The organism is Escherichia sp. 93.0816, from assembly GCF_013368855.2.
In the GTDB taxonomy this organism is placed as follows: Bacteria; Pseudomonadota; Gammaproteobacteria; order Enterobacterales; family Enterobacteriaceae; genus Escherichia; species Escherichia ruysiae.
The window spans coordinates 178909-205070 of record NZ_JABWNC020000005.1; the positions used below are offsets into that span (position 1 = coordinate 178909).

Below are 26162 nucleotides of genomic sequence, written 5' to 3' on the forward strand. Positions count from 1 at the left end.
CCTTAAAATGGCACTTAATGGTGCCATTCATTCTCCTGTTCGACGCCTGTGAAGGCGACACCAAAAGGAAGCTCTATGAGCGAAAAGCTACAGAAAGTGCTGGCGCGTGCCGGCCACGGCTCTCGCCGTGAAATCGAATCTATTATTGAAGCCGGTCGTGTGAGTGTTGATGGCAAAATTGCTAAACTCGGCGATCGCGTTGAAGTTACCCCTGGACTGAAAATCCGTATTGATGGTCATCTTATTTCGGTGCGTGAGTCCGCTGAGCAAATTTGTCGCGTTCTGGCCTATTACAAGCCGGAAGGTGAGTTATGTACCCGTAATGATCCGGAAGGGCGTCCGACAGTATTTGACCGTCTGCCGAAGCTGCGCGGTGCGCGCTGGATTGCCGTTGGGCGTCTCGACGTTAACACTTGTGGTCTGCTGCTGTTCACCACTGATGGTGAGCTGGCAAACCGGTTAATGCACCCCAGTCGTGAAGTTGAACGTGAATATGCCGTGCGTGTATTTGGTCAGGTTGACGACGCGAAACTGCGTGATTTGAGTCGTGGCGTGCAGCTGGAAGATGGTCCGGCAGCCTTTAAAACCATCAAGTTCAGCGGCGGCGAAGGGATCAACCAGTGGTACAACGTTACCCTGACCGAAGGCCGTAACCGTGAAGTTCGTCGTTTGTGGGAAGCGGTTGGCGTGCAGGTTAGCCGCCTGATTCGTGTGCGTTATGGTGATATCCCTCTACCGAAAGGTCTGCCACGTGGTGGCTGGACGGAGCTGGATCTCGCCCAGACTAACTATTTGCGTGAGCTGGTGGAACTACCGCCAGAAACCAGTTCTAAAGTTGCCGTAGAAAAAGATCGTCGTCGTATGAAGGCGAATCAAATTCGACGTGCGGTGAAACGTCACAGTCAGGTGAGTGGCGGTCGTCGTTCTGGTGGACGTAATAATAACGGTTAATTTAAGTTAAGTATAAAATAAAGGCCCTACGGGGCCTTTTCTTCATTTGAAGCATGATAAATAGTCGCAGTATTTTAATTTAATTTCATACTTGCTTATGAATAATACCCGGAAATAGCCACATTAATATTTAATTATCTGAGATAAACTCAACGTCAAGAGGTGGGTTATGATTAGATATAGTGGAATATTTCTATCTCTGTTAATGCTTTCAGGATGTGCAACCGAAGCATTAAAGAATGAACAAGCTGAATCTGTTATTACTGCGGGTAACAAGGCGGTTGCGGCGAATGCAAGTTTCTTTAAACAATACTACGCTTCCCGTGAAAACTTTCTTGTTAATTTTTATGCGACTAATCCAGAGTGTGCACCTCGACCAGATTATGAGGTAGTTATTGAAAACAGTACCAGTGATGAGTCATTATGTCAGCAATCTGGAGATAAGCACAAAAAATCTCAAGAAGATCTTTTTACTACAAAGATAGTCGCTACTGAAAAAGAAAGATTGCTAGCTTCTATGGAAATCATTAGCAGTATGAGTTCTTATGTCGAACTTTTGAATGAGGATTTAGATGTTAAAGACAGCAAACAGTTCATATTGCTTAAACAAGCTCTGGATCACGCGAATAATGCGGGGGCACTTCTGGGCATCAATGATGGTGGAACATTAACAAAATCTGCAGCAGCGGTTAAAGATTTAGTGGTTTATTTCAATGGGTTGTATAAAACAAGGGTAAGCGCAGGGAATATAGGTAGTACGGTAAATAATCATTGGCAAAGAATAAAAAATGATCTAACTGATATACGAAACGATATCGCGACAAAAGGTAAACAAACTGGAAGAAATACCTTTGCGACGGTACATAATAATCTCGTTTATTACAATGCCTCCTTAAAAAAAGGAGGAGGTAATGAATTTAAGACATTGAAGAGCAGACAAGAATTCCTGGCTGCGATTATCAGTATTAATGAAACACGTCTTCGTGCAGCAGATCCAGCAATTCCAGCAATACAAGCACTGAACTCATTTCTTGACGAGGGGAATCACCTTAAGGATTTATACACTAATAAAACACGCACAGCGGCTGAACAAAAAAGGCTAAATGAAATATTACGTGCACAAGTAATTAGTGGATTAAAGGCGTCTGAGGGGCTGGCAAAACTACTTCTTGCTAGCGGAATAATAATGTTATAGGAGGCTTTTTATGAACGATGTACAAAATCGTAGAATACTGGCATTACTCGACATGCTGTATAATACCCTGGGCAACAAAACCACATGCAAGGTTTGCCATAAATATTTTATCCTTATCCTCACGGTGATGAACAATCTGACGATTAACTACGGTACTGAAACTTCGCCAGAGTTAAGCGGAATCAGTTATGAAGATGCCAATGCGTTAATTACTGAACTGATATTATTTATTGAAGATGTTGACGCTGAGAATCATGAAGCATATCCGGGACATTTGAGTGAGATTAAACGCATTCTGAATTTCGCTATTGCTGCTTGAATATAATAATGATTAAAGCACCTCAAGAGGTGAACTTTTGAGGTGCTTTCACTTAATAATCAATCCCGATTTGCGCCTTAACGCCTGCATCAAACGCATGTTTGACGGGGCGTAATTCACTGACGGTATCTGCCAGCTCAAGTATATCCCGATGACAGCCACGACCCGTGATAATCACCGTTTGCTGATGTGGACGATCATTTAAGGCCTGCATCACTTCTTCCAGTGGCAAATAGTCATACGCTACCATATACGTCAGCTCATCGAGCAAAACCATATCTAGCGAGGAATCAGCCAGCATTCGTTTTGCATGTTGCCAGACTTCGCGGCAGGCGGCGGTATCGGACTCGCGGTTTTGTGTATCCCAGGTAAAGCCGGTTGCCATCACCTGAAACTCGACGCCGTGCGGCTCCAGTAGATTTCGTTCGCCGTTAGGCCAGGTGCCTTTAATAAACTGCACGACGCCCACTTTTTTTCCGTGACCTACTGCGCGCGTTGCCGTACCAAATGCCGCAGTGGTTTTGCCTTTTCCATTGCCAGTAAAAACGATAATAATGCCGCGTTCATCCTGGGCCTGCGCCACACGGGCATCCACTTTTTCTTTAACTCGTTGCTGACGCTGTTGGTAGCGTTCATCACTCATTGGGAAATTCCTGGTTTACGGCCCGGTTGGGCGTCAAAGGTCATGCCGGTTTTACGGCGGCTATCATCGCCCATCAGCCAGAGGTAAAGTGGCATGATATCTGCGGGGGTTTTGAGTTTCTGCGGATCTTCCGTCGGGAAGGCGCTGGCACGCATGGCAGTTCGTGTACCGCCCGGGTTAATGCAGTTCACGCGCAGGCGCTGTTGATATTCATCGGCCAGTACCTGCATCATTCCTTCGGTGGCAAATTTCGACACCGCATATGCGCCCCAGTTGGCCCGCCCCTGACGCCCAACGCTTGATGAGGTAAAGACCAGCGAACCGGCGTCCGATTTGAGTAATAAAGGAAGCAGTGCCTGGGTCAGCATAAAGGTGGCATTAACGTTGACCTGCATGACATCCTGCCAGACCTGCGGATTTTGTTCGCTCATCGGGCAAACTTCGCCAAGCAATCCGGCATTATGCAGAACGCCGTCCAGACGCGGATAATTAACGGCAATGCGCTGTGCCAGTTGATGGCAATCTTCGGATGTGCAGGTCAGTAAATCGAGAATAAACCACTGTGGATGACGTCCGGTCTCTTCGAACATACGCTGGGCGACCTGACGTAATTTTTCGTCATTACGACCCAGTAAAATCACTGTTGCGCCATAACGCGCATAAGTCTGAGCGGCTTCACGACCAATGCCGTCGCTGGCGCCGGTTACCAGGATAATACGATCATTGAGTAAATCTTGTTTTGGTTGGTAATGCATGGCTACTCCTCAACGACATCATCAGTCGCGCTGCCAGTGTACTTTATGACTTTGAGGGGTTATGCCTTAAACAGAGGCGCATTTCAATCGGCCTGGGGCGATAACGCCGCAAAATGAATACTTTGTCATACTTTCTCGTCAAGAATATCTCTGCGAGACGGCTTAAGATGCCTGTTGTAAACTGTGAGGCAAAGCGTTGTTTAACCAAGGTGGGACTCGTGGAATTGTTGTCTGAATATGGTTTGTTTTTGGCGAAAATTGTCACCGTTGTTGTGGCGATTGCGGCTGTTGCCGCCATTATTGTCAATGTTGCCCAACGTAATAAACGCCAGCGTGGCGAGTTACGGGTTAACAATCTCAGCGAACAATATAAGGAGATGAAAGAAGAACTGGCAGCAGCGTTGATGGATCCGCATCAGCAAAAGCAGTGGCACAAAGCGCAGAAGAAGAAGCACAAGCAAGAAGCGAAAGCAGCGAAAGCGAAAGCCAAACTGGGCGAGGTGGTGACTGACAGTAAACCCCGCGTCTGGGTACTGGATTTCAAAGGCAGTATGGACGCGCATGAAGTTAACTCGTTACGCGAAGAGATAACCGCAGTACTCGCGGCATTTAAGCCACGGGACCAGGTTGTTTTGCGTCTGGAAAGCCCCGGTGGCATGGTTCATGGTTATGGCCTGGCAGCCTCGCAGTTGCGGCGTCTGCGCGATAAAAACATTCCTTTAACCGTTACGGTAGATAAAGTAGCTGCCAGCGGCGGGTACATGATGGCCTGCGTGGCTGACAAAATTGTTTCCGCGCCGTTTGCCATTGTTGGCTCCATCGGTGTGGTGGCGCAAATGCCCAACTTTAACCGCTTCCTGAAAAGCAAAGATATTGATATCGAACTGCACACTGCCGGGCAATATAAGCGCACGCTGACATTGCTGGGTGAAAATACTGAAGAAGGGCGCGAAAAATTCCGCGAAGAACTGAACGAAACACATCAGCTATTTAAAGATTTTGTAAAACGTATGCGTCCGTCTCTGGATATTGAAGAGGTGGCTACCGGTGAACACTGGTACGGGCAACAGGCGGTAGAGAAAGGCCTGGTTGACGAAATCAACACCAGTGATGAAGTCATTCTTAGCCTGATGGAAGGTCGTGAAGTGGTCAATGTACGTTATATGCAGCGTAAACGGTTGATCGACCGATTCACCGGCAGTGCGGCAGAGAGCGCCGACCGATTGTTGCTACGCTGGTGGCAACGCGGGCAAAAGCCGTTGATGTAAAAGATAAACGCGAGGGTAAAACCTCGCGTTTTGCTTTAATCCACCAGATGGTATTTTTCCGAGAGCACGTGTGCCAGGTGTTTGAACATATTAAACACCGCAGTGCTTTTCGCTGTCGGCAGTCCTTGCTCATCTAAAAAGTAATCGCCGGTGAACACCAGCACGCCATTACGCTGCGTGACGCCGGTGGCTTCAATTCCTGCGAGCGTGTCCTCATGCTCACGAATGATTTTGTTGGCCTCTTTCAACAGCGTTTCGCGGTCGATGGGTTGTGTCTCTTTGTTCATTATTTACTCCTTAAACAAGGACATTAGTCTACGCCAGGCATGGCATACAGACAAATATACCACGCTGGCGTCAGGAGCGCCTTACTGGCAACTTTGGATTTTGCATGCTAATAAAGTTGCGTAACGGATTTTATCAGGTACAGTGTGACGCTTTCGTCAATCTGGCAATAGATTTGCTTGACATTCGACCAAAATTCCGTCGTGCTATAGCGCCTGTAGGCCAAGACCTGTTAACTCAGTCACCGGAATTTTCGTGAACAGAGTCACGACAAGGGGTTGATATCCGCAGAGAGCGAGTCCATATCGGTAACTCGTTGCCAGTGGAAGGTTTATCAATGTGCGACGCATTCCTGGAAGAATCAAATTAGGTAAGGTGAATATGGGTAAAGCTCTTGTCATCGTTGAGTCCCCGGCAAAAGCCAAAACGATCAACAAGTATCTGGGTAGTGACTACGTGGTGAAATCCAGCGTCGGTCACATCCGCGATTTGCCGACCAGTGGCTCAGCTGCTAAAAAGAGTGCCGACTCTACCTCCACCAAAACGGCTAAAAAGCCTAAAAAGGATGAACGTGGCGCTCTCGTCAACCGTATGGGGGTTGACCCGTGGCACAATTGGGAGGCGCACTATGAAGTGTTGCCTGGTAAAGAGAAGGTCGTCTCTGAACTGAAACAACTGGCTGAAAAAGCCGACCACATCTATCTCGCAACCGACCTTGACCGCGAAGGGGAAGCCATTGCATGGCACCTGCGGGAAGTGATTGGGGGTGATGATGCGCGCTATAGCCGAGTGGTGTTTAACGAAATTACTAAAAACGCGATCCGCCAGGCGTTCAACAAACCCGGCGAACTGAATATTGATCGTGTTAATGCCCAGCAGGCGCGTCGCTTTATGGATCGCGTAGTGGGTTATATGGTTTCTCCGCTGCTGTGGAAAAAGATCGCTCGCGGTCTTTCCGCCGGACGTGTGCAATCCGTAGCGGTCCGCCTGGTGGTCGAGCGTGAGCGTGAAATTAAAGCGTTCGTGCCGGAAGAATTCTGGGAAGTCGATGCCAGCACGACTACGCCTTCTGGTGAAGCGTTGGCTTTGCAGGTGACTCATCAGAACGACAAACCGTTCCGCCCGGTCAACAAAGAACAAACTCAGGCTGCGGTGAGTCTGCTGGAAAAAGCCCGCTACAGCGTGCTGGAACGTGAAGACAAACCGACAACCAGTAAACCAGGCGCTCCTTTTATTACCTCTACGCTGCAACAAGCTGCCAGCACCCGTCTTGGTTTTGGCGTGAAAAAAACCATGATGATGGCACAGCGTCTGTATGAAGCAGGCTATATCACTTACATGCGTACCGACTCCACTAACCTGAGTCAGGACGCGGTAAACATGGTTCGCGGTTATATCAGCGATAATTTTGGTAATAAATATCTGCCGGAAAGTCCAAACCAATACGCCAGCAAAGAAAACTCACAGGAAGCGCACGAAGCAATTCGTCCTTCTGACGTCAATGTGATGGCGGAATCGCTGAAAGATATGGAAGCAGATGCGCAGAAGCTGTACCAGTTAATCTGGCGTCAGTTTGTTGCCTGTCAGATGACCCCGGCGAAATATGACTCCACTACGCTGACCGTTGGCGCGGGTGACTTCCGCCTGAAAGCGCGCGGTCGTATTCTGCGTTTCGACGGCTGGACGAAAGTGATGCCTGCTCTGCGTAAAGGCGATGAAGATCGTATTTTACCGGCTGTCGATAAAGGTGACTCCCTGTCGCTTGTTGAACTGACGCCTGCGCAGCACTTTACCAAGCCGCCAGCTCGTTTTAGCGAAGCTTCTCTGGTTAAAGAGCTGGAAAAACGTGGGATCGGTCGTCCGTCTACTTATGCGTCGATCATTTCGACCATTCAGGATCGCGGCTATGTGCGTGTGGAAAACCGTCGCTTCTATGCGGAAAAAATGGGTGAGATCGTTACCGATCGCCTGGAAGAAAATTTCCGCGAGTTAATGAATTACGACTTTACCGCGCAGATGGAAAACAGCCTCGACCAGGTGGCAAATCACGAAGCAGAGTGGAAAGCTGTACTGGATCACTTCTTCTCTGATTTCACTCAGCAGCTTGATAAAGCGGAAAAAGATCCGGAAGAGGGCGGTATGCGCCCGAACCAGATGGTTCTGACCAGCATTGACTGCCCGACCTGTGGTCGAAAAATGGGGATTCGCACCGCCAGCACCGGGGTATTCCTGGGCTGTTCCGGTTATGCGCTGTCGCCGAAAGAGCGTTGCAAAACCACCATCAACCTGGTGCCGGAAAACGAAGTGCTTAACGTGCTGGAAGGCGAAGACGCTGAAACCAACGCGCTGCGCGCCAAACGTCGTTGCCCGAAATGCGGTACAGCGATGGACAGCTATCTCATCGATCCGAAACGTAAGTTGCATGTTTGTGGTAATAATCCAACCTGCGACGGTTATGAGATCGAAGAGGGCGAATTCCGTATTAAAGGTTATGACGGCCCGATCGTTGAGTGTGAAAAATGTGGTTCTGAAATGCACCTGAAAATGGGGCGTTTCGGTAAATACATGGCCTGCACCAATGAAGAGTGTAAAAACACACGTAAGATTTTACGTAACGGTGAAGTCGCGCCGCCGAAAGAAGATCCGGTTCCGCTGCCAGAATTACCGTGCGAAAAATCGGATGCTTATTTCGTGCTGCGTGATGGCGCTGCCGGTGTGTTCCTGGCTGCCAATACTTTCCCGAAATCACGTGAAACGCGTGCGCCGCTGGTGGAAGAGCTTTATCGCTTCCGCGACCGTTTACCAGAAAAATTGCGTTATCTGGCTGATGCGCCACAGCAAGATCCAGAAGGTAATAAGACAATGGTTCGCTTTAGCCGGAAAACCAGGCAGCAATATGTCTCTTCGGAAAAAGACGGAAAGGCAACTGGCTGGTCAGCATTTTATGTTGATGGCAAATGGGTTGAAGGGAAAAAATAACCTTTAATTCTTTCTGGTTTTTTAAAACAAAGGGTCGCAAAAGCGACCCTTTTTTATTGCATATTATTTTATCTCCACACCTATACACTAAAGCTATAAATGATATAGTGGTTATAGTTAGCACCTTTTTTATTATTAAATCGTATTAGTCACCCGTCAGGTGTGACGAAAAAACGATGTTCTGATGGCGTCTAATTGGATGGTTTAACATGAAATTACAACAACTTCGCTATATTGTTGAGGTCGTCAATCATAACCTGAACGTCTCATCAACGGCTGAAGGACTTTACACATCACAACCTGGGATCAGTAAGCAAGTCAGAATGCTGGAAGATGAGCTGGGTATTCAAATTTTTTCCCGTAGCGGCAAGCATTTGACGCAGGTTACTCCAGCCGGGCAGGAAATAATTCGTATCGCTCGTGAAGTTCTGTCGAAAGTTGATGCTATTAAATCGGTCGCCGGAGAACACACCTGGCCAGATAAAGGCTCGCTGTATATCGCCACCACGCATACCCAGGCGCGCTATGCATTACCGAATGTCATCAAAGGTTTCATTGAGCGTTATCCTCGCGTTTCTTTGCATATGCATCAGGGGTCGCCGACCCAAATCGCCGATGCCGTCTCTAAAGGTAATGCCGATTTCGCTATCGCCACGGAAGCACTTCATTTGTATGAAGATTTGGTGATGCTGCCATGCTATCACTGGAATCGGGCTATTGTGGTGACACCAGACCATCCGCTGGCGGGCAAAAAAGCAATTACCATTGAAGAACTGGCGCAGTATCCGTTGGTGACGTATACCTTCGGTTTTACCGGACGCTCCGAGCTGGATACCGCCTTTAACCGCGCAGGGTTGACGCCGCGTATTGTTTTCACTGCTACCGATGCTGACGTGATTAAAACTTACGTTCGATTAGGGTTGGGTGTAGGGGTGATTGCCAGCATGGCGGTGGATCCGGTTTCGGATCCCGACCTGGTTCGTGTTGATGCGCATGACATTTTCAGTCATAGCACAACCAAAATTGGTTTTCGCCGCAGTACGTTTTTGCGCAGTTATATGTATGATTTCATTCAGCGTTTTGCGCCGCATTTAACCCGCGATGTCGTTGATGCCGCCGTAGCACTGCGTTCCAATGAAGAAATTGAGATCATGTTTAAAGATATCAAATTGCCGGAAAAATAATTACCTGCATTATTTCCGGCACCTTTTATGTTTTTAGGGTGCCGGAATATATCCTCTGTTCTTTCTTATTTGTCCACCGCTCACAATATAATTATCCCTGAAATCTTTATGGTAAATCGGACATAAAGTAGTGTCTAATTACCTGCCTCGCAAATGTCAGTCTTCAAATATCTATTTCAGGTCAAAAGATTGAATTATTCACTGGAGACGATTCGTAAATTAGCTGGATTTTTGGCTAAAGTTTCATTAGGATTTGTCTCATCAATTGATTAATTATACCAATCGTTTAGCGTCTTGCTGATAAGTGATGGCGATTATATGAGGTTAGCAATGCCTTCTGGAAATCAGGAACCTCGCAGGGACCCTGAATTGAAACGCAAAGCCTGGCTTGCGGTATTTCTTGGTTCTGCGCTCCTCTGGGTGCTTGTCGCACTGCTAATTTGGAAAGTGTGGGGGTAAAGCATGGTCGTTCAGGAGCAGCATCAGGTTGCTTTGCCACTATCTCAGCATAGTGACAATGAAACGGAAACGAAACGGGAATGTTCAGTCGTTATTCCAGATGGCTGGAAACTGACGTCGCAACAGCAAGCTTTTATAGAGATGTTTGCTGAAGATGATCAGCAGAAACAATAATTATCATCATTCTTATTATCCGATATATTCGTGAATTAAACGGTTTTTAATACACCACAGCAATAAAAGGTTGAATAATTTCAACAGAAAGTAATAACAAGTGAAGGGTGTAGCCTATGATCACCACAAATATGAAATACTGGTCCTGGATGGGCGCATTTTCTCTGTCGATGCTCTTCTGGGTTGAACTCATCTGGATAGTTGCTCACTAATCTCTGACCTCGCTACGGCGAGGTTTTTCTTTTCTTATCCGCAAGGTTTCCCTCTTTTATCAATTCGGGTTGTTATCAAATCGTTACGCGGTGTTTGTGTTATCTTTAATATTCACCCTGAAGAGAATCAGGGCATCGCAACCCTGTTATTAAGGAGGAGCTATGTCGTCAACCCTACGAGAAGCCAGTAAGGACACGTTGCAGGCCAAAGATAAAACTTACCACTACTACAGCCTGCCGCTTGCTGCCAAATCACTGGGCGATATCACCCGTCTGCCTAAGTCACTCAAAGTTCTGCTCGAAAACCTGCTCCGCTGGCAGGATGGTAACTCGGTTACCGAAGAGGATATCCACGCGCTGGCTGGCTGGTTGAAAAATGCCCATGCTGACCGTGAAATTGCCTACCGTCCGGCAAGAGTACTGATGCAGGACTTCACCGGCGTGCCCGCTGTCGTTGATCTTGCGGCGATGCGAGAAGCGGTAAAACGTCTCGGTGGCGATACCGCGAAAGTGAATCCGCTCTCACCGGTCGACCTGGTAATTGACCATTCGGTGACCGTCGATCGTTTTGGCGATGATGAAGCATTCGAGGAAAACGTGCGTCTGGAAATGGAGCGAAACCACGAACGTTATGTATTCCTGAAATGGGGGCAGCAGGCGTTCAGTCGTTTTAGCGTCGTGCCGCCAGGCACAGGCATTTGCCATCAGGTTAACCTCGAATATCTCGGCAAAGCAGTGTGGAGTGAACTGCAGGACGGTGAATGGATTGCTTATCCGGATACGCTCGTCGGTACTGACTCGCACACTACTATGATCAACGGTCTTGGCGTACTGGGGTGGGGCGTTGGCGGGATCGAAGCGGAAGCCGCAATGTTAGGTCAGCCGGTTTCCATGCTTATCCCGGATGTAGTGGGCTTTAAACTTACCGGAAAATTACGTGAAGGTATTACCGCCACAGACCTGGTTCTCACTGTTACCCAAATGCTGCGCAAACATGGCGTGGTGGGGAAATTCGTCGAATTTTATGGTGATGGTCTGGATTCACTACCGTTGGCGGATCGCGCCACCATTGCCAATATGTCGCCAGAATACGGCGCGACCTGCGGCTTCTTCCCAATCGATGCGGTCACCCTCGATTACATGCGTTTAAGCGGGCGCAGTGAAGATCAGGTCGAGCTGGTCGAAAAATATGCTAAAGTGCAGGGCATGTGGCGTAACCCGGGCGATGAACCGATTTTTACCAGTACGTTAGAACTGGACATGAATGACGTTGAAGCGAGTCTGGCGGGGCCAAAACGCCCACAGGATCGCGTTGCACTGCCCGATGTACCAAAAGCTTTTGCCGCCAGTAACGAACTGGAAGTGAATGCCACGCATAAAGATCGCCAACCGGTCGATTATGTTATGAACGGACATCCGTATCAGTTACCTGATGGCGCAGTGGTTATTGCTGCCATCACCTCGTGCACCAACACCTCTAACCCAAGTGTACTGATGGCCGCAGGCTTGCTGGCGAAAAAAGCCGTAACTCTGGGCCTCAAGCGGCAACCGTGGGTCAAAGCGTCGCTGGCACCGGGTTCGAAAGTGGTTTCTGATTATCTGGCAAAAGCCAAACTGACACCGTATCTCGATGAGCTTGGCTTCAACCTTGTGGGATATGGCTGTACCACCTGTATTGGTAACTCTGGCCCGTTGCCCGATCCTATCGAAACTGCAATCAAAAAAGGCGATTTGACCGTCGGTGCGGTGCTGTCCGGCAACCGTAACTTTGAAGGACGTATTCATCCGCTGGTTAAAACTAACTGGCTGGCTTCGCCGCCGTTGGTGGTTGCCTATGCGCTGGCGGGCAATATGAATATCAATCTGGCTTCAGAGCCTATCGGTCATGATCGTAAAGGCGATCCGGTATATCTGAAAGATATCTGGCCATCGGCACAAGAAATTGCCCGTGCGGTAGCACAAGTCTCTACAGAAATGTTCCGTAAAGAGTACGCAGAAGTTTTCGAAGGGACAGCTGAGTGGAAAGAAATTAACGTTGCGCAATCCGATACCTACGGTTGGCAGAATGATTCGACCTATATTCGGTTATCACCGTTCTTTGATGAGATGCAGGTAATACCTGCGCCAGTGGAGGATATTCACGGCGCGCGGATACTCGCAATGCTGGGGGATTCGGTCACTACTGACCATATCTCTCCGGCGGGCAGTATTAAGCCCGACAGTCCGGCGGGTCGATATCTACAAGGTCGAGGTGTTGAGCGGAAAGACTTTAACTCCTACGGTTCGCGGCGCGGCAACCATGAGGTGATGATGCGCGGCACATTCGCCAATATTCGCATTCGTAACGAAATGGTGCCCGGTGTTGAAGGTGGAATGACGCGGCATTTACCTGCCAGCGATGTCGTTTCTATTTATGATGCAGCGATGCGCTATAAGCAGGAGAAAACGCCCCTGGCGGTGATTGCCGGTAAAGAATATGGTTCTGGCTCCAGCCGTGACTGGGCGGCAAAAGGTCCGCGTCTGCTTGGTATCCGGGTGGTTATTGCCGAATCGTTTGAACGTATTCACCGCTCGAATTTAATTGGCATGGGCATTTTGCCGCTGGAATTTCCGCAAGGCGTGACGCGTAAAACATTAGGGCTGACCGGGGAAGAGAAGATTGATATTAGCGATCTGCAAAATCTACAACCCGGCGCAACGGTTCCAGTGACACTAACGCGAGCTGATGGTAGTCAGGAAGTTGTGCCGTGCCGTTGTCGTATCGACACTGCGACGGAATTAACCTATTACCAGAACGACGGGATTTTGCATTATGTCATCCGTAATATGTTGAAGTAACGAGTATTTGCTTGCCGGAAGTCAGATAACCGGCAAGCAAATTAACTTCACAACGCAAGTGGGTTATTTGTTCAACAGATGACCCATTTTCTCGGCTTTGGTATCGAGATAATGTTCGTTATTGGGGTTACGACCAACAATCAACGGCACGCGTTCAACAATATTAATCCCGGCTTCGGTCAGAATTTCGACTTTTTTCGGGTTGTTGGTTAACAAACGGACTTCATTGACACCAAGGAGTTTGAACATATCAGCGCAAAGAGTGAAGTCGCGCTCATCAGCAGCGAAGCCTAACTGGTGGTTAGCCTCTACGGTGTCGTAGCCTTGATCCTGCAATGCGTAAGCGCGAATTTTATTCAGCAGACCAATGTTACGACCTTCCTGGCGGTGATACAGCAAAATACCACGGCCTTCTTCGGCGATTTGTGTCAGCGCCGCTTCCAGCTGGAAGCCACAATCGCAGCGCAAGCTGAACAGGGCGTCACCGGTCAGACATTCGGAATGGACGCGCGCAAGTACCGGGGTATGCCCGGAAATATCGCCATAGACTAGCGCGACATGATCGTGTCCGGTTGCCAGTTCTTCAAATCCCACCATCAGGAAATCGCCCCATGGGGTTGGCAGTTTGGCTTCTGCCACACGTTTAAGCTGCATGAAATTCTCCAGATAATGCTGGTTCTGTATTGGCTTATTTTGCCATAACGCGAAGGCGTTCACCTAATCACGACGCGTCGATCGTTCACTGAATGGCACAAATCTGTCAATTTTTCCAGGTCAGGGCATTTTCAGTTATGATTGTGAGACTTATAAGAAAGGAGAGACCATGCGTTCGATTGCCAGACGTACCGCAGTTGGAGCTGCACTATTACTTATCATGCCTGTAGTGGTATGGATTTCTGGCTGGCGTTGGCAACCAGGAGAGCAAAATGGGTTGTTAAGAACGGCCTTTTGGGTCACTGAAACCGTCACTCAGCCCTGGGGCGTCATTACGCATCTGATTTTATTCGGTTGGTTTCTCTGGTGTCTGCGCTTTCGTATCAAAGCTGCAATTATGTTGTTTGCCATACTGGCGGCGGCGATCCTTGTCGGGCAAGCGGTAAAATCCTGGATTAAAGACAAAGTTCAGGAACCGCGCCCGTTTGTTATCTGGCTGGAAAAAACACATCATATTCCGGTTGATGAGTTCTACACTTTAAAGCGTGCAGAGCGCGGAAATTTAGTGAAAGAACAGTTGGCTGAAGAGAAAAATATCCCGCAATATTTGCGTTCTCATTGGCAGAAAGAGACCGGTTTTGCCTTTCCTTCTGGTCACACAATGTTTGCTGCCAGTTGGGCTCTGCTGGCCGTTGGGTTGTTATGGCCGCGTCGGCGAACCGTAACCATTGCACTCTTGCTGGTTTGGGCAACGGGAGTCATGGGAAGCCGCCTGCTGCTTGGGATGCATTGGCCGCGCGATCTGGTGGTGGCTACGTTGATTTCGTGGGCGCTGGTCGCGGTAGCAACCTGGCTTGCGCAACGTATTTGTGGGCCATTAACACCACCACCGGAAGAAAATCGTGAGATAGCGCAACGAGAACAAGAAAGTTAATACTGGTTGAATTTCTGAATTTAACCCTCAAATCATCAACAATGATTGTGGCTACCATTTCGCAGACGTCGTGAAAATGGTAATTTAAAGGGCTATTGCGGTAAGTTGACCATAATTTATTCGCTCTAACCACATAACGGGAAGTAATGTGAAATATTTACTCATTTTCTTACTGGTGTTAGCGATTTTTGTGATTTCCGTCACATTAGGTGCGCAGAATGATCAGCAGGTAACGTTTAATTATCTGTTAGCGCAAGGGGAGTATCGTATCTCCACATTGCTCGCTGTATTGTTTGCTGCGGGTTTTGCTATTGGTTGGTTGATTTGTGGCCTTTTCTGGCTGCGAGTTCGTGTTTCTCTGGTACGCGCTGAACGTAAAATAAAGCGACTGGAAAACCAGCTTTCACCTGCGACTGGCGTGGCGGTAGCGCCTGATTCGTCAGTGGCGAAGGAATAACTTTCTATGCTGGAGTTGTTGTTTCTGCTCTTGCCTGTAGCCGCTGCCTATGGCTGGTATATGGGCCGCAGAAGTGCGCAACAAAACAAGCAAGATGAAGCCAACCGCCTGTCACGCGATTACGTAGCAGGTGTTAACTTCCTGCTTAGTAATCAACAGGATAAAGCGGTTGATCTGTTCCTCGATATGCTCAAAGAGGACACCGGCACCGTTGAAGCCCACCTTACGCTCGGAAACCTGTTCCGTTCGCGTGGCGAAGTCGATCGCGCGATTCGTATTCATCAAACCTTAATGGAAAGTGCCTCGTTGACCTATGAGCAACGCTTGCTGGCAATTCAGCAACTGGGTCGTGATTACATGGCGGCGGGTTTATACGATCGTGCGGAAGATATGTTTAATCAACTGACCGATGAAACTGACTTCCGTGTTGGCGCATTGCAACAGTTGTTACAAATCTATCAGTCCACCAGTGAATGGCAGAAAGCAATTGATGTTGCAGAACGCCTGGTGAAGTTGGGAAAAGATAAGCAACGCGTTGAGATCGCGCATTTCTACTGTGAACTGGCGCTCCAGCACATGGCCAGCGACGATCTTGATCGTGCTATGACCTTGTTGAAAAAAGGGGCGGCGGCAGACAAAAACAGCGCCCGCGTATCCATCATGATGGGACGTGTGTTTATGGCGAAAGGAGAATACGCCAAAGCGGTCGAAAGCCTGCAACGTGTCATTTCCCAGGACAGAGAACTGGTCAGCGAAACGCTGGAAATGCTGCAAACCTGCTATCAGCAACTGGGTAAAACTGCCGAATGGGCAGAGTTCCTGCAACGCGCGGTGGAAGAGAATACCGGTGCCGATGCTGAATTGATGCTTGCAGACATTATCGAAGCGCGCGACGGCAGTGATGCCGCACAGGTCTATATTACGCGCCAGTTACAACGTCACCCGACCATGCGCGTGTTCCACAAGTTAATGGATTACCACCTGAATGAAGCAGAAGAAGGGCGCGCTAAAGAGAGCCTGATGGTGCTGCGTGACATGGTTGGTGAGAAGGTGCGTAGTAAGCCGCGTTATCGTTGCCAGAAGTGTGGTTTTACCGCATATACGCTCTACTGGCATTGCCCGTCATGTCGGGCGTGGTCAACCATTAAACCTATTCGCGGCCTTGATGGCCTGTAATTTTTAAAAAAATCCAGCTTTAGTTACAACATCCTAATGGTTGTTCCCACATTTTGCTTCGGCAACTCCTGCGTAAAAAAGCCTGGCAGGGGAAAAATCGCAACTGTTAATTTTTTATTTCCACGGGTAGAATGCTCGCCGTTTACCTGTTTCGCGCCACTTCCGGTGCCCATCATCAAGAAGGTCTGGTCATGACGTTAACTGCTTCATCTTCTTCCCGCGCTGTTACGAATTCTCCTGTCGTTGTTGCCCTTGATTACCATAATCGTGACGCCGCGCTGGCATTTGTCGACAAGATCGACCCACGTGATTGTCGTCTGAAAGTCGGCAAAGAGATGTTTACGCTGTTTGGGCCGCAGTTTGTGCATGAACTACAACATCGTGGTTTTGATATTTTCCTCGATCTGAAATTTCACGACATTCCCAACACCGCAGCGCACGCTGTGGCTGCAGCGGCTGACTTAGGCGTGTGGATGGTTAACGTTCATGCCTCCGGTGGGGCACGTATGATGACCGCAGCGCGTGAGGCTCTGGTTCCGTTTGGTAAAGATGCACCGCTATTAATTGCTGTGACTGTATTGACCAGCATGGAAGCCTGCGACCTGACCGATCTTGGCGTGACACTGTCACCAGCGGATTATGCAGAACGTCTGGCGGCATTGACGCAAAAATGTGGGCTTGATGGTGTGGTGTGTTCTGCTCAGGAAGCTGTGCGTTTTAAACAGGTATTCGGCCAGGAGTTCAAACTGGTTACTCCGGGCATTCGTCCGCAGGGGAGTGACGCTGGTGACCAGCGCCGCATTATGACGCCAGAACAGGCGTTGGCGGCTGGAGTTGATTATATGGTGATTGGTCGCCCGGTAACGCAATCGGCAGATCCAGCGCAAACGCTGAAAGCGATCAACGCCTCATTACAACGGAGTGCATGATGAGTGATTCCAATAGCCGTCTGGTTTACTCAACGGAAACCGGACGTATTGATGAGCCAAAAGCGGCCCCTGTACGCCCTAAAGGCGACGGCGTGGTGCGCATTCAACGTCAAACCAGTGGACGTAAAGGAAAGGGCGTTTGCCTGATCACTGGAGTCGATCTCGATGATGCAGAACTGACAAAACTGGCAGCGGAGCTGAAGAAAAAATGCGGCTGCGGTGGAGCAGTAAAAGACGGAATTATCGAAATCCAGGGAGATAAGCGTGATTTATTAAAATCACTCCTTGAAGCGAAAGGAATGAAAGTAAAACTCGCTGGCGGTTAACAAAAAAGCCACGGAAATATTCCGTGGCTTTCGTTTATTTTACTGTGTGTACTATTCAGTTATTTCGTAATGAACAGAGTCAAGCGTATTATAATTGCGAGTCGCTTATCGACATTTATTTACGATTATTTACCGACCTGGTGACCGATAATACCACCAACTGCTGCCCCACCTAATGTACCCAGTGTGCTGCCATCAGTCAGTACTGCACCACCTAAAGCCCCAGCACCCGCACCGATTGCGGTGTTGCGGTCTCGTTTAGACCAATTAGAACAGGCGCTTAGAGACATTGCCAGTGTAATTGCCAGAACAGCTGCGGTCATTTTTTTGCTCGTTACAAACATAATACTCTCTCCTGAATTTATGATTCACGGAAGTAAGCTCTCTATAACTATAATAGTTCAGAATACGCCCGGTAAAATAATTCCGTGAAATCCTCTCGCGCGCAGGGTTATATCACGCAGGTGATAGTGACTTCCTGTTATATCGCTGATAATAAGTTTATAACTTTAGGATGTTAATAACAGGTAAATAGTCTTAATTATCAACCAGGAATCATCTTAGAGCGGATGATTTGCGTCAGGGCAAACCATCCGTAGGGAGGGAAAGTGATTATATGTCAACGACGTGAACGATTAATTTACTGTGTTCCAAAAGCATCATATCGCTGGCGCGAATCTTCGAATCGGTTATAACACGTTTGATTCTCTCCACAGGACCGATGGAGTAAGAGTGTACGGCACCAAACTTAGAACTGTCAGTCAGGACTATGGTTTCGCATTCTTTTTCCAGCACGGCATTAACCACATCGGTACGCATCATGTCGCGACCTGTAAATCCAGTTTCAGGTTGCCAGCCATCGATACCAATAAATGCCTTACTGAAATGCACCTGTTGGATGCACTGACGTGTCAGTGGCCCAACCATACTTTCGCTTTTTTTCTGGTACACGCCGCCAAGTAAAATGACTTCACAAGGCGCGTCTTTCAGTAAATGCGCTATATAGCTGCTGACCGTAATGATGGTGACATTTTTCTTCTGCTCACCTAATGCGCGAGCCAGAAGGGCGTTACTGCTACCATTCTCGATAAAGATGGTTTCACCCGGTTGAACCAGTGAGGCGGCAAACTCGGCGAGTTCACGCTTCAGCGTATAATTACTCATCATACGGGTTTCAACGTCATCACTATCAAGCGAAACTGCAAAGCCATGTGCACGGCGTAGATAGCTAAGTTTTTCGAGGGTGTTGAGATCCTGGCGAATGGTAACTTCGGAAACTCCAGTGGCTTTCGCCAGATCGGTTACGCTAACCTGACCCTGCTCAATGACCATCTGTAGAATAGTTTGTTGTCGGGAATTCATCGCTGTAATTCTTATAACGTTATAATACTAAATAAAAAATGCTGACGTGCCGGGCATCCTTAAATAGGGAAAACTGAAAGCACGATTGTTAAATCTCCCACGGTGCCTTCGGGATGTCTGGCGTAGATGCAGCAACCTGGCGCAACAGTTCTGCTTTAAGTATCTCGAGATTATGGATCGCAGAGTGGTAATCGCCCGCCACAAGGATATCTAACACAATATCAATACGTTCGGCAACGCGTTGGGCATCAAATTCAGACATCAGGGTATCCTCAAGGCAAAAAGTGAAAATGAATAATGCAAAAATTGCCGCTAAAAGAGAAGTGCTTAACGGCAAAGGCTAATTATCATTCATTAATACGATATGTAATGGAATTATATACCGTTACATTTATATATTCGTCTCTTTATGCGCGCTTCAGATATCGTTTATACCAGCGTTCGAAAGCTACGGCAGGCATCGGTTTGGCAAACAAAAATCCTTGTCTCTCATTGATGCCATTTTTGGTCAAAAAGGCATCTTCTTTTGCACTCTCTACACCTTCGGCAATCACCTGAAGATTGAGTGCCTGAGCCACGGCGACGATCGCACGTACCAGCGACTGCGAGACTGGCTGTTTGTGAATATCACGAACAAAAACCTGGTCGAGTTTTATAGCATCGATGGGGAATCGTGCCAGTTGGGAAAGAGAAGAGTAACCCGTGCCGAAATCATCCAGATGAACCTGCGCGCCTAATTGACTGAATTGCTGAATAACGGAAAGCGCCAGCTGATCGTTTTCAATCAGACAGCTTTCAGTCAGTTCGACATCAATAGGGCAATACTCAAATTTAAGTTCCTGGAGTACCTGTTTCAGGTCAGTGAAAATGGTTTGATCGGCAAGTTGGCGTGCTGAGACATTCACCGCTACCCGAAGATTAATGCCTTTATCTCTCCATTTTGCTACCTGGCGCACGACGTCGAGAATAACCCAACGGCCTAGTGGCACAATCAGACCGGACTCTTCGGCATAGGAAATAAAGTCCAGAGGGGGAATTAAGCCACGTTCGGGAGACTGCCAGCGTACCAGAGCTTCCAGACTGCGTACTTCACCGCGCCAGGTGATTTTCGGCTGATAGTGAATGACTAACTGATCGTTTTCCAGTGCTTTACGCAGGTTGGTATCCAGCCACAGATATTCAAATACCCGTTGATTCATTTCCGGCGAAAAGACGCAAAATTGTCCTCGTCCGCCTTCTTTGGCACTGTACATTGCCGTATCGGCATGGCGAATAATCGCCGCGCTATCTGGACCGTGTTGTGGTGAAAGTGAAATACCAATTGAACAGCCAGTATAAACTTCGATTAAACCGATGCGAAAGGGTTGGCGCAGGCGGGTCAAAATCCGCGATGCCATTGCTTCCAGGGCACTTTGCGAGGTGTCTGGTGCGAGTACCAGAAATTCATCGCCGCCAAGACGTGCCAACACCTGATCCTGTTCAAGACAGCTTAAAATGGCCAGTGAAACCTCGCGTAACAGCTGGTCGCCAAACAAATGCCCGTAGGCATCGTTCACTTTTTTAAAATTGTCTAAATCGAGATAAACCACTCCGACCTTACTCTCGTCGGCCTGATTAATGGCATAGTCGATTAATTCCTGCATTGCGTTACGATTCGGTAGCCCGGTGATGCTGTCAGTGTTAGCCAGGATTCGCAAGCGTTCCTGGGCGTGACGTTCTTCGGTGATATCGGTGCCGGAACAGATTAAATAGATCTCATTTTTGCCGCTACCGCTGTGGACAAATTTGTTGCGAAACAGAAACAGTCGCTGACCTTTGCGAGTCTGTACCCAACGCTCGACTTCATAGGCGTTGCCACTACGAAAAAAACTGCTGTTGTTACGCCGTGAGATCGCAGCTTCACGGCGACTCATAAACAATTTAAACACGCTTTGCCCAATGACATCGTGTTCTTTCAGCCCTGTATATTCTTCACATAACCGATTAAAACGCTGGATATTTCCCCGGCTGTCCAGAATCACAATTGCGGAATGGGCTTCAGAAACTACCTGTTCGGCAAAGGAAAGTCCGTGTGATAAATCACGAGCAACTGCCGGTGTATCATGCCATGCCGACGCGTTGCCACCCCATTCGCGCTTATTGATTTTTCGTCCCACCAGATGGACAGAAAGGTCGCTCTCATCGACTGTCAGACTCATCATCAGGCTGGAGGTGATGACCGTCATTTCCCGGATGCGAGCAGCCTGTTCGGCGGATAACTGCAGAGTACGTTCAGGTTCTGTTGTTTCAGTGGTGGAAAAGCGCAAAACATCACTGTTTTCCGACAACCGCCAGTATGGGTTGTGCGATCCGAGAAAGTTGTACAACGTTGTGGACTCCCTAACGGTTTTCATGATGCATACCCTACGGTTAACGGCGAACCATGCCATTAAATGAAAGGTCCAACATGACTTACATGAAATTAATGTCGGCTAAACGTATTGTTTTTTTTATATATTTATTTGTAATCCAGTTTTGGGAAAACGCCAGTTTTCAAACGGAAGTCATTAAAAAAAATCTGCTGAGATAAAACGAATGCGAAGGAAGGGGGAAACGCAAACGGCCCATCCGTAATGAACGGGCCGTGAAGGGGGATTACGCGACCGGGCGCGCAATAATACTGCGGGTTTCCATGCGTACTTCGGCGATGGTGACGTCGATAACGTCGGTTACCTTGTAAACTGTTTCACCTTTAATTTGTACGGTGCCGTTTTCCTGACTGCAAACCAGTTCATCGCGCACGGCGTGTAAGAATGGTGCAGGGATAAAGGCAATAGCGCCGTTATCGACCAGCCGCACACGCATACCGCCACGGCTGATATCGACGATTTCTGCCGCAAAACGGGTGTCGGTTCCGGCTTTGTCTTTCAGGAAACGTGCGTATAACCAGTCGCCGACATCACGTTCTGCCATCCGGTTAAGACGGCGACGTTCTGCCATTTGGACGGTGATTTCATCCTGCGGGCGCGTCGCTGTTTCGCCTTTGATGATCGCTTTCAGCAGACGATGGTTGATCATGTCGCCATACTTACGAATCGGTGAAGTCCAGGTGGCATACGCTTCCAGACCGAGACCAAAGTGAGGGCCAGGTTCGGTGCTGATTTCTGCAAAAGACTGAAAACGGCGAATGCGGCTGTCGAGGAAGCCAGTCGGTTGCGCATCCAGCTCACGGCGCAGTTTGCAGAATCCGTCCAGTGTGAGCACTTCTTCGGCGTCAACATGCAGGCCGTGCGTTTTCAGTAATGATGCCAGCGCGTCGGCATTTGCCGGATCAAAGCCCATATGTACGTTATAGATACCGAAACCGAGCTTATCGCGCAGCACGCGAGCCGCACAAATGTTAGCGGCGATCATCGCTTCTTCGACGATACGGTTAGCAATACGACGCGGTTCAGCGACGATATCCAACACTTCACCTTTTTCACCCAGAATAAAACGGTAATCCGGGCGATCTTTAAACACCAACGCATGGTTATTACGCCATTCGCCGCGACGCTGGCAAATTTGCGCTAACAGGCGGATTTGTTCCGCAATCGCATCACTTTCTGGCTGCCAGTCACCGGTGTTTTCCAGCCAATCGGAAACCTGGTCATAAACCAGCTTGGCTTTGGATTCGATGGTAGCAGCAAAAAATTCGATGTCGTCTTCAATGGTGCCGTCAGCGGATAGCGTCATCCGACATGCCAGCACCGGACGCACTTCATTGGCACGCAGGGAGCAGAGGTCGTCGGAAAGTTCCCGTGGCAGCATTGGGATATTGAAGCCTGGCAGATAGTTGGTGAACGCACGAATTTTCGCGGCTTTGTCCAGCTTGCTGCCTTCTGCGATCCACGCGGTTGGGTCGGCAATAGCCACAATCAGCTGTAGTTTGTCATCCGGCAACGCCTTCGCGAAAAGGGCATCATCCATATCCTCCGTGCTGGCGCTGTCAATGGTGACAAAGTCCAGAGCAGTCAGATCTTCACGTTGCAGACCTTCATCGAGCATTTCGGTAGCAACACCGTCTGGCGCTTCTTTTTCCAGATTATGGCGTGCCAGGGTTACCCACCACGGTACGAAGTGGTCGTCACCAAAAGTGATGTATTGTGTCAGTTCCGCATAGAAGGAGCGATCGCCTTTCAACGGATGGCGGCGCATTTCGGCAACCGCCCAGTCGCCTTCTTTAAACTCATGGGTCAGGCCACGAGCCGCGCGACAAGGAATGGCGTCTTTTAAGAGTGGATGATCAGGAACGATGGCCAGACGGTCATTTTTGCCCTGAATCTTACCCACGAAACGAGTCAGAAACGGTTCAACCAGTTCTTCTGGCTCTGCGGATTCACGTTCTTTTTCACTGTGGATCACTGCGATAATTCGGTCGCCATGCATGACTTTTTTCATCTGCGGCGGCGGAATGAAATAACTTTTCTGTGCGTCGACTTCCAGGAAGCCAAAGCCTTTTTCAGTGGCTTTTACTACCCCTTCAGCGCGGGGCGTCTGGGAGTGCAGTTGCTGTTTAAGCTGCGCTAGCAGCGGGTTGTCCTGAAACATAATTGTCTATTTTGGTGGCCATTAGAGCGGCTGACAGTTTTACGCGATTCTGCCTGACGCAGCAAGGTTAATGTGTTTCACCCAACGCGATTTTTAAGCGATTTATCCAACCACAAAACCCGCTCCATACCAGCAGATTGATAACCTGAGCTGATGATATTTCATGTTCGAGTAATGGGCTGAACTGGGCGGCGCTAAAGCGATCGGGTGCTCGTGTCAGCCATTGTATCGCCTGAACGGTAGCGCGCTCAACAGAATGACGGTCAGCCCATTGGTTTATTTCGTTTTCGCCCTGACGCAGAATGCATATTGCGTCTTTATATTCAACATTTGAATGAATTAAGGAGGTGAAACAGGCAACGCTACCGTTAATTCGCGCACTGAGTAAGGCAGCAAGTTGATGGCTGGATTTTGTTGTTACCAACGAGCTGGATAGCAACGTCACAAAGAGTGAAAGTGAGGCAGGGTGCAGATTCAGGATTGCGACCAGTTGGCGGAGTTCGGATGGTAACTGTCGGTGAGCATTCATCTCTTGCTCTTGCGGAGATTTCTCCACTTCGTAGCAGGCACGCCAGCCAGTTGATGTTTCAGCAAAAAGTGAACCGTCTGCGTAGCTTTGCACTTCCAGACCGGGTAGCCAGCGTATCGGTTGCTCAAGATAAGCCTGAAATGTGGCGATCGCTCGCGCCTGGAAACCAACAAAGCCGATGATTTGGTTGATAATCACACAATCCCAGGCGGTAAGCCCGACATCGTTAAGATGCTGGCGGGACTGACCGTCGATGATAGATGGAGAACCAGCCAGTTGGCGGGCATATTGCGTGATTTGCGCCAGTCGATGATTGCTTTCCCTGGAGGAGTCAGGTCCGGGAAGCGGTGTCAGACGCGCGGAATAGTAGTTACATAACCGCTGGACGCCGCAGACCTGGGCAACCGTCAGGGCGGTCGTCAGGCGTTCATAGGCGGTGAATGTTTGTAAGCGTGTCACTGTAAGCTGGTCGGGGAAGAACTCTACAGCAAGAGCACGCGCCGGGATCAGCCACGAATGAAAGGGATCAAGTGTTTCTTCATCAAGGATCACGTCGAGCAGAAAAGGATCGGTTACCTTTGCGGCTCCCGGAACCAGTGGTAAAACGTCATACTCCGAAGTACTGGATTGCGTTTCATGATACCAGTGGCTTTTGCCGGTAATGTGGCGTTGTTCCATGGGGACTCCTTGGTCGTAAAGGAAATCGTTATCCTGACGCAAGGCTGGGAGGGGAGAAAGACGGATCGGCGATAACAAATATCAGAAAGGTATAACAGAGAAATCGGGCGGCAGAACGCCGCCCATCTTTACCAACAGAACGATTATTTCAGTTCCAGTTCGTTCATGGCAGCGATGCTGAAACCGCCGTCAACGTGAACGACTTCACCGGAGATACCTGCGGAGAGATCGGAGCACAGGAACGCTGCAGAGTTACCCACATCTTCGATGGTAACGGTACGACGAATCGGTGTAACCGCTTCGCAGTGAGCCAGCATTTTACGGAAGTCTTTGATGCCGGAAGCCGCCAGAGTACGGATCGGACCAGCAGAGATGGCGTTAACACGCACACCTTCCGGACCCATCGCGTTAGCCATATAGCGTACGTTCGCTTCCAGAGACGCTTTTGCCAGACCCATAACGTTGTAGTTCGGGATAGCGCGTTCGGCGCCCAGGTAGGAGAGGGTCAGCAGGGCAGAACCCGGATTCAGCATGGAACGGCAAGCTTTTGCCATTGCAACGAAGCTGTAAGAGCTGATGTCGTGGGCAATTTTGAAGCCTTCACGGGTAACGGCGTTAACATAGTCACCATCCAGCTGATCGCCAGGTGCAAAACCAATAGAGTGTACGAAGCCGTCAAATTTCGGCCAGACTTTACCCAGTTCAGCGAACATGGTGTCGATGCTGGCATCTTCGGCAACATCGCACTGCAGAACGACGTCAGAACCTAATTGAGCGGCAAATTCTTCTACGCGGCCTTTCAGTTTGTCGTTCTGGTAGGTGAATGCCAGTTCAGCTCCTTCGCGGTGCATCGCCTGAGCGATACCGTAGGCGATGGACAGTTTGCTGGCAACACCGGTTACCAGAATGCGCTTACCGGAAAGAAAACCCATAGCTTTAATCCTTATTGTTGATGCTTGTTGTGCCTGAAAATCAGGCGATTCGTCGTTTTAGTAAACAGTACGAACAGATAAACGGTTATTATAATCAACCAGGCTGTGGGTGGCTATAGTTGCCAGGTCCGACCGGAGCAGGGCGCGGGCAGGGTGGGTGCTTTTCCCCTCACCCTAACCCTCTCCCCAGAGGGGCGAGGGGACCGTATTGTGCAAATATTGTCACCCCAGCAACAAACAGGCACATACAGCCCCTTTCAGGGAGAGGGCTGGGGTGAGGGTAACCGGCGGTTCAGTCCTTGCCGAATATTCTTCATCATTCGCCTCCATATTTTCACCACAACAGCCACCTGG

General features: G+C 48.9%; 27 protein-coding genes and 1 pseudogene. 17 read left to right on the forward strand and 11 right to left on the reverse strand.

The window, feature by feature from the left end; genetic code table 11:
* Positions 1-75 precede the first annotated feature (75 nt).
* The 3 genes from rluB to HEM79_RS08530 all read left to right on the forward strand — a co-directional run bounded on the left by rluB (position 76) and on the right by HEM79_RS08530 (position 2465).
* A complete protein-coding gene (gene rluB, locus HEM79_RS08520; RefSeq protein ID WP_001291217.1) occupies positions 76-951 on the forward strand; it encodes a 23S rRNA pseudouridine(2605) synthase RluB in 876 nt (291 codons plus the stop codon).
* A gap of 169 nt (positions 952-1120) precedes the next feature.
* A complete protein-coding gene (locus HEM79_RS08525; protein ID WP_176241014.1) occupies positions 1121-2146 on the forward strand; it encodes a hypothetical protein in 1026 nt (341 codons plus the stop codon).
* Positions 2147-2156: 10 nt separating this feature from the next.
* Positions 2157-2465 (forward strand): hypothetical protein, encoded by a 309-nt coding sequence (locus tag HEM79_RS08530; protein ID WP_176241015.1) that lies wholly within the window; start codon positions 2157-2159, stop codon positions 2463-2465.
* A 52-nt stretch (positions 2466-2517) separates the two neighbouring features.
* Here HEM79_RS08530 and cobO read toward each other — a convergent pair whose 3' ends face one another.
* Positions 2518-3108, reverse strand: a complete 591-nt coding sequence (gene cobO / locus HEM79_RS08535) for a cob(I)yrinic acid a,c-diamide adenosyltransferase (RefSeq protein ID WP_001278900.1) — start codon at positions 3106-3108, stop codon at positions 2518-2520.
* Positions 3105-3863 (reverse strand): YciK family oxidoreductase, encoded by a 759-nt coding sequence (locus HEM79_RS08540; protein WP_021550868.1) that lies wholly within the window; start codon positions 3861-3863, stop codon positions 3105-3107. The genes cobO and HEM79_RS08540 overlap by 4 nt, the downstream gene beginning before the upstream one ends.
* Positions 3864-4081: 218 nt before the next feature.
* On the opposite strand from HEM79_RS08540, the gene sohB reads away from it, so the two are divergent.
* Positions 4082-5131 (forward strand): protease SohB, encoded by a 1050-nt coding sequence (gene sohB / locus HEM79_RS08545; RefSeq protein ID WP_000422075.1) that lies wholly within the window; start codon positions 4082-4084, stop codon positions 5129-5131.
* Between the two features lie 35 nt (positions 5132-5166).
* Here sohB and HEM79_RS08550 read toward each other — a convergent pair whose 3' ends face one another.
* On the reverse strand, positions 5167-5418 hold the full coding sequence (locus HEM79_RS08550) for a YciN family protein (RefSeq protein ID WP_001031530.1): 252 nt from the start codon (positions 5416-5418) through the stop codon (positions 5167-5169).
* Between the two features lie 379 nt (positions 5419-5797).
* On the opposite strand from HEM79_RS08550, the gene topA reads away from it, so the two are divergent.
* The 6 genes from topA to acnA all read left to right on the forward strand — a co-directional run bounded on the left by topA (position 5798) and on the right by acnA (position 13262).
* Positions 5798-8395 (forward strand): type I DNA topoisomerase, encoded by a 2598-nt coding sequence (gene topA / locus HEM79_RS08555; protein WP_021550866.1) that lies wholly within the window; start codon positions 5798-5800, stop codon positions 8393-8395.
* Positions 8396-8604: 209 nt separating this feature from the next.
* Positions 8605-9579 carry an HTH-type transcriptional regulator CysB gene (gene cysB / locus HEM79_RS08560; RefSeq protein WP_000776255.1) on the forward strand — a complete coding sequence of 325 codons (975 nt, stop codon included), beginning with the start codon at positions 8605-8607 and terminating at the stop codon, positions 9577-9579.
* A gap of 318 nt (positions 9580-9897) precedes the next feature.
* A complete protein-coding gene (locus tag HEM79_RS08565; RefSeq protein ID WP_286178551.1) occupies positions 9898-10038 on the forward strand; it encodes a YmiA family putative membrane protein in 141 nt (46 codons plus the stop codon).
* A gap of 3 nt (positions 10039-10041) precedes the next feature.
* Positions 10042-10212 (forward strand): protein YciX, encoded by a 171-nt coding sequence (gene yciX / locus HEM79_RS08570; RefSeq protein ID WP_000261430.1) that lies wholly within the window; start codon positions 10042-10044, stop codon positions 10210-10212.
* A 116-nt stretch (positions 10213-10328) separates the two neighbouring features.
* Positions 10329-10424 carry a small membrane protein YmiC gene (gene ymiC, locus HEM79_RS08575; protein ID WP_016158389.1) on the forward strand — a complete coding sequence of 32 codons (96 nt, stop codon included), beginning with the start codon at positions 10329-10331 and terminating at the stop codon, positions 10422-10424.
* Positions 10425-10586: 162 nt separating this feature from the next.
* Positions 10587-13262, forward strand: coding sequence for an aconitate hydratase AcnA (gene acnA / locus HEM79_RS08580; RefSeq protein WP_176241017.1), 2676 nt, complete (start codon positions 10587-10589; stop codon positions 13260-13262).
* A gap of 63 nt (positions 13263-13325) precedes the next feature.
* Here acnA and ribA read toward each other — a convergent pair whose 3' ends face one another.
* Entirely contained in the window at positions 13326-13916 is a 591-nt protein-coding gene (gene ribA, locus HEM79_RS08585) for a GTP cyclohydrolase II (RefSeq protein ID WP_001176295.1), read from the reverse strand.
* 169 nt (positions 13917-14085) lie between these two features.
* On the opposite strand from ribA, the gene pgpB reads away from it, so the two are divergent.
* The 5 genes from pgpB (at position 14086) to yciH (ending at position 17738) form a co-directional block, all read left to right on the forward strand.
* Positions 14086-14850: a phosphatidylglycerophosphatase B gene (gene pgpB, locus HEM79_RS08590; RefSeq protein WP_176241018.1), complete on the forward strand. Its 765-nt coding sequence runs from the start codon at positions 14086-14088 to the stop codon at positions 14848-14850.
* A 148-nt stretch (positions 14851-14998) separates the two neighbouring features.
* Entirely contained in the window at positions 14999-15307 is a 309-nt protein-coding gene (gene lapA, locus HEM79_RS08595) for a lipopolysaccharide assembly protein LapA (protein ID WP_000876294.1), read from the forward strand.
* A 6-nt stretch (positions 15308-15313) separates the two neighbouring features.
* Positions 15314-16483, forward strand: coding sequence for a lipopolysaccharide assembly protein LapB (gene lapB / locus HEM79_RS08600; RefSeq protein WP_000891364.1), 1170 nt, complete (start codon positions 15314-15316; stop codon positions 16481-16483).
* Between the two features lie 191 nt (positions 16484-16674).
* Complete coding sequence (pyrF, locus tag HEM79_RS08605; RefSeq protein ID WP_176241288.1) at positions 16675-17412, forward strand: orotidine-5'-phosphate decarboxylase; 738 nt, start codon at positions 16675-16677, stop codon at positions 17410-17412.
* Positions 17412-17738, forward strand: a complete 327-nt coding sequence (gene yciH, locus HEM79_RS08610; protein WP_001353236.1) for a stress response translation initiation inhibitor YciH — start codon at positions 17412-17414, stop codon at positions 17736-17738. The genes pyrF and yciH overlap by 1 nt, the downstream gene beginning before the upstream one ends.
* A 125-nt stretch (positions 17739-17863) precedes the next feature.
* Here yciH and osmB read toward each other — a convergent pair whose 3' ends face one another.
* The 3 genes from osmB to HEM79_RS08625 form a co-directional block, all read right to left on the reverse strand.
* Entirely contained in the window at positions 17864-18082 is a 219-nt protein-coding gene (gene osmB, locus HEM79_RS08615; protein WP_000498252.1) for an osmotically-inducible lipoprotein OsmB, read from the reverse strand.
* A gap of 268 nt (positions 18083-18350) precedes the next feature.
* Positions 18351-19100, reverse strand: coding sequence for a DNA-binding transcriptional regulator YciT (gene yciT, locus HEM79_RS08620; RefSeq protein ID WP_021550862.1), 750 nt, complete (start codon positions 19098-19100; stop codon positions 18351-18353).
* A gap of 88 nt (positions 19101-19188) precedes the next feature.
* Positions 19189-19362: a YciZ family protein gene (locus HEM79_RS08625; protein WP_001288366.1), complete on the reverse strand. Its 174-nt coding sequence runs from the start codon at positions 19360-19362 to the stop codon at positions 19189-19191.
* A 35-nt stretch (positions 19363-19397) separates the two neighbouring features.
* On the opposite strand from HEM79_RS08625, the pseudogene HEM79_RS23165 reads away from it, so the two are divergent.
* Positions 19398-19463: pseudogene (locus HEM79_RS23165) on the forward strand (hypothetical protein); the annotation flags it as partial.
* 44 nt (positions 19464-19507) lie between these two features.
* On the opposite strand, the gene pdeR reads toward HEM79_RS23165, so the two are convergent.
* Positions 19508-21493, reverse strand: a complete 1986-nt coding sequence (pdeR, locus tag HEM79_RS08630; RefSeq protein WP_021550861.1) for a cyclic di-GMP phosphodiesterase — start codon at positions 21491-21493, stop codon at positions 19508-19510.
* Positions 21494-21546: 53 nt separating this feature from the next.
* Between pdeR and HEM79_RS08635 the strand changes: the two genes are divergently transcribed.
* Positions 21547-21669 carry a hypothetical protein gene (locus HEM79_RS08635; protein ID WP_000221850.1) on the forward strand — a complete coding sequence of 41 codons (123 nt, stop codon included), beginning with the start codon at positions 21547-21549 and terminating at the stop codon, positions 21667-21669.
* 65 nt (positions 21670-21734) lie between these two features.
* Here HEM79_RS08635 and HEM79_RS08640 read toward each other — a convergent pair whose 3' ends face one another.
* The 3 genes from HEM79_RS08640 to fabI all read right to left on the reverse strand — a co-directional run bounded on the left by HEM79_RS08640 (position 21735) and on the right by fabI (position 25808).
* Entirely contained in the window at positions 21735-23669 is a 1935-nt protein-coding gene (locus HEM79_RS08640) for an exoribonuclease II (protein ID WP_176241019.1), read from the reverse strand.
* A 67-nt stretch (positions 23670-23736) separates the two neighbouring features.
* Positions 23737-24876, reverse strand: a complete 1140-nt coding sequence (locus HEM79_RS08645) for a CMD domain-containing protein (RefSeq protein WP_176241020.1) — start codon at positions 24874-24876, stop codon at positions 23737-23739.
* Positions 24877-25019: 143 nt separating this feature from the next.
* Complete coding sequence (gene fabI / locus HEM79_RS08650; RefSeq protein ID WP_021550859.1) at positions 25020-25808, reverse strand: enoyl-ACP reductase FabI; 789 nt, start codon at positions 25806-25808, stop codon at positions 25020-25022.
* Positions 25809-26162 lie beyond the last annotated feature (354 nt).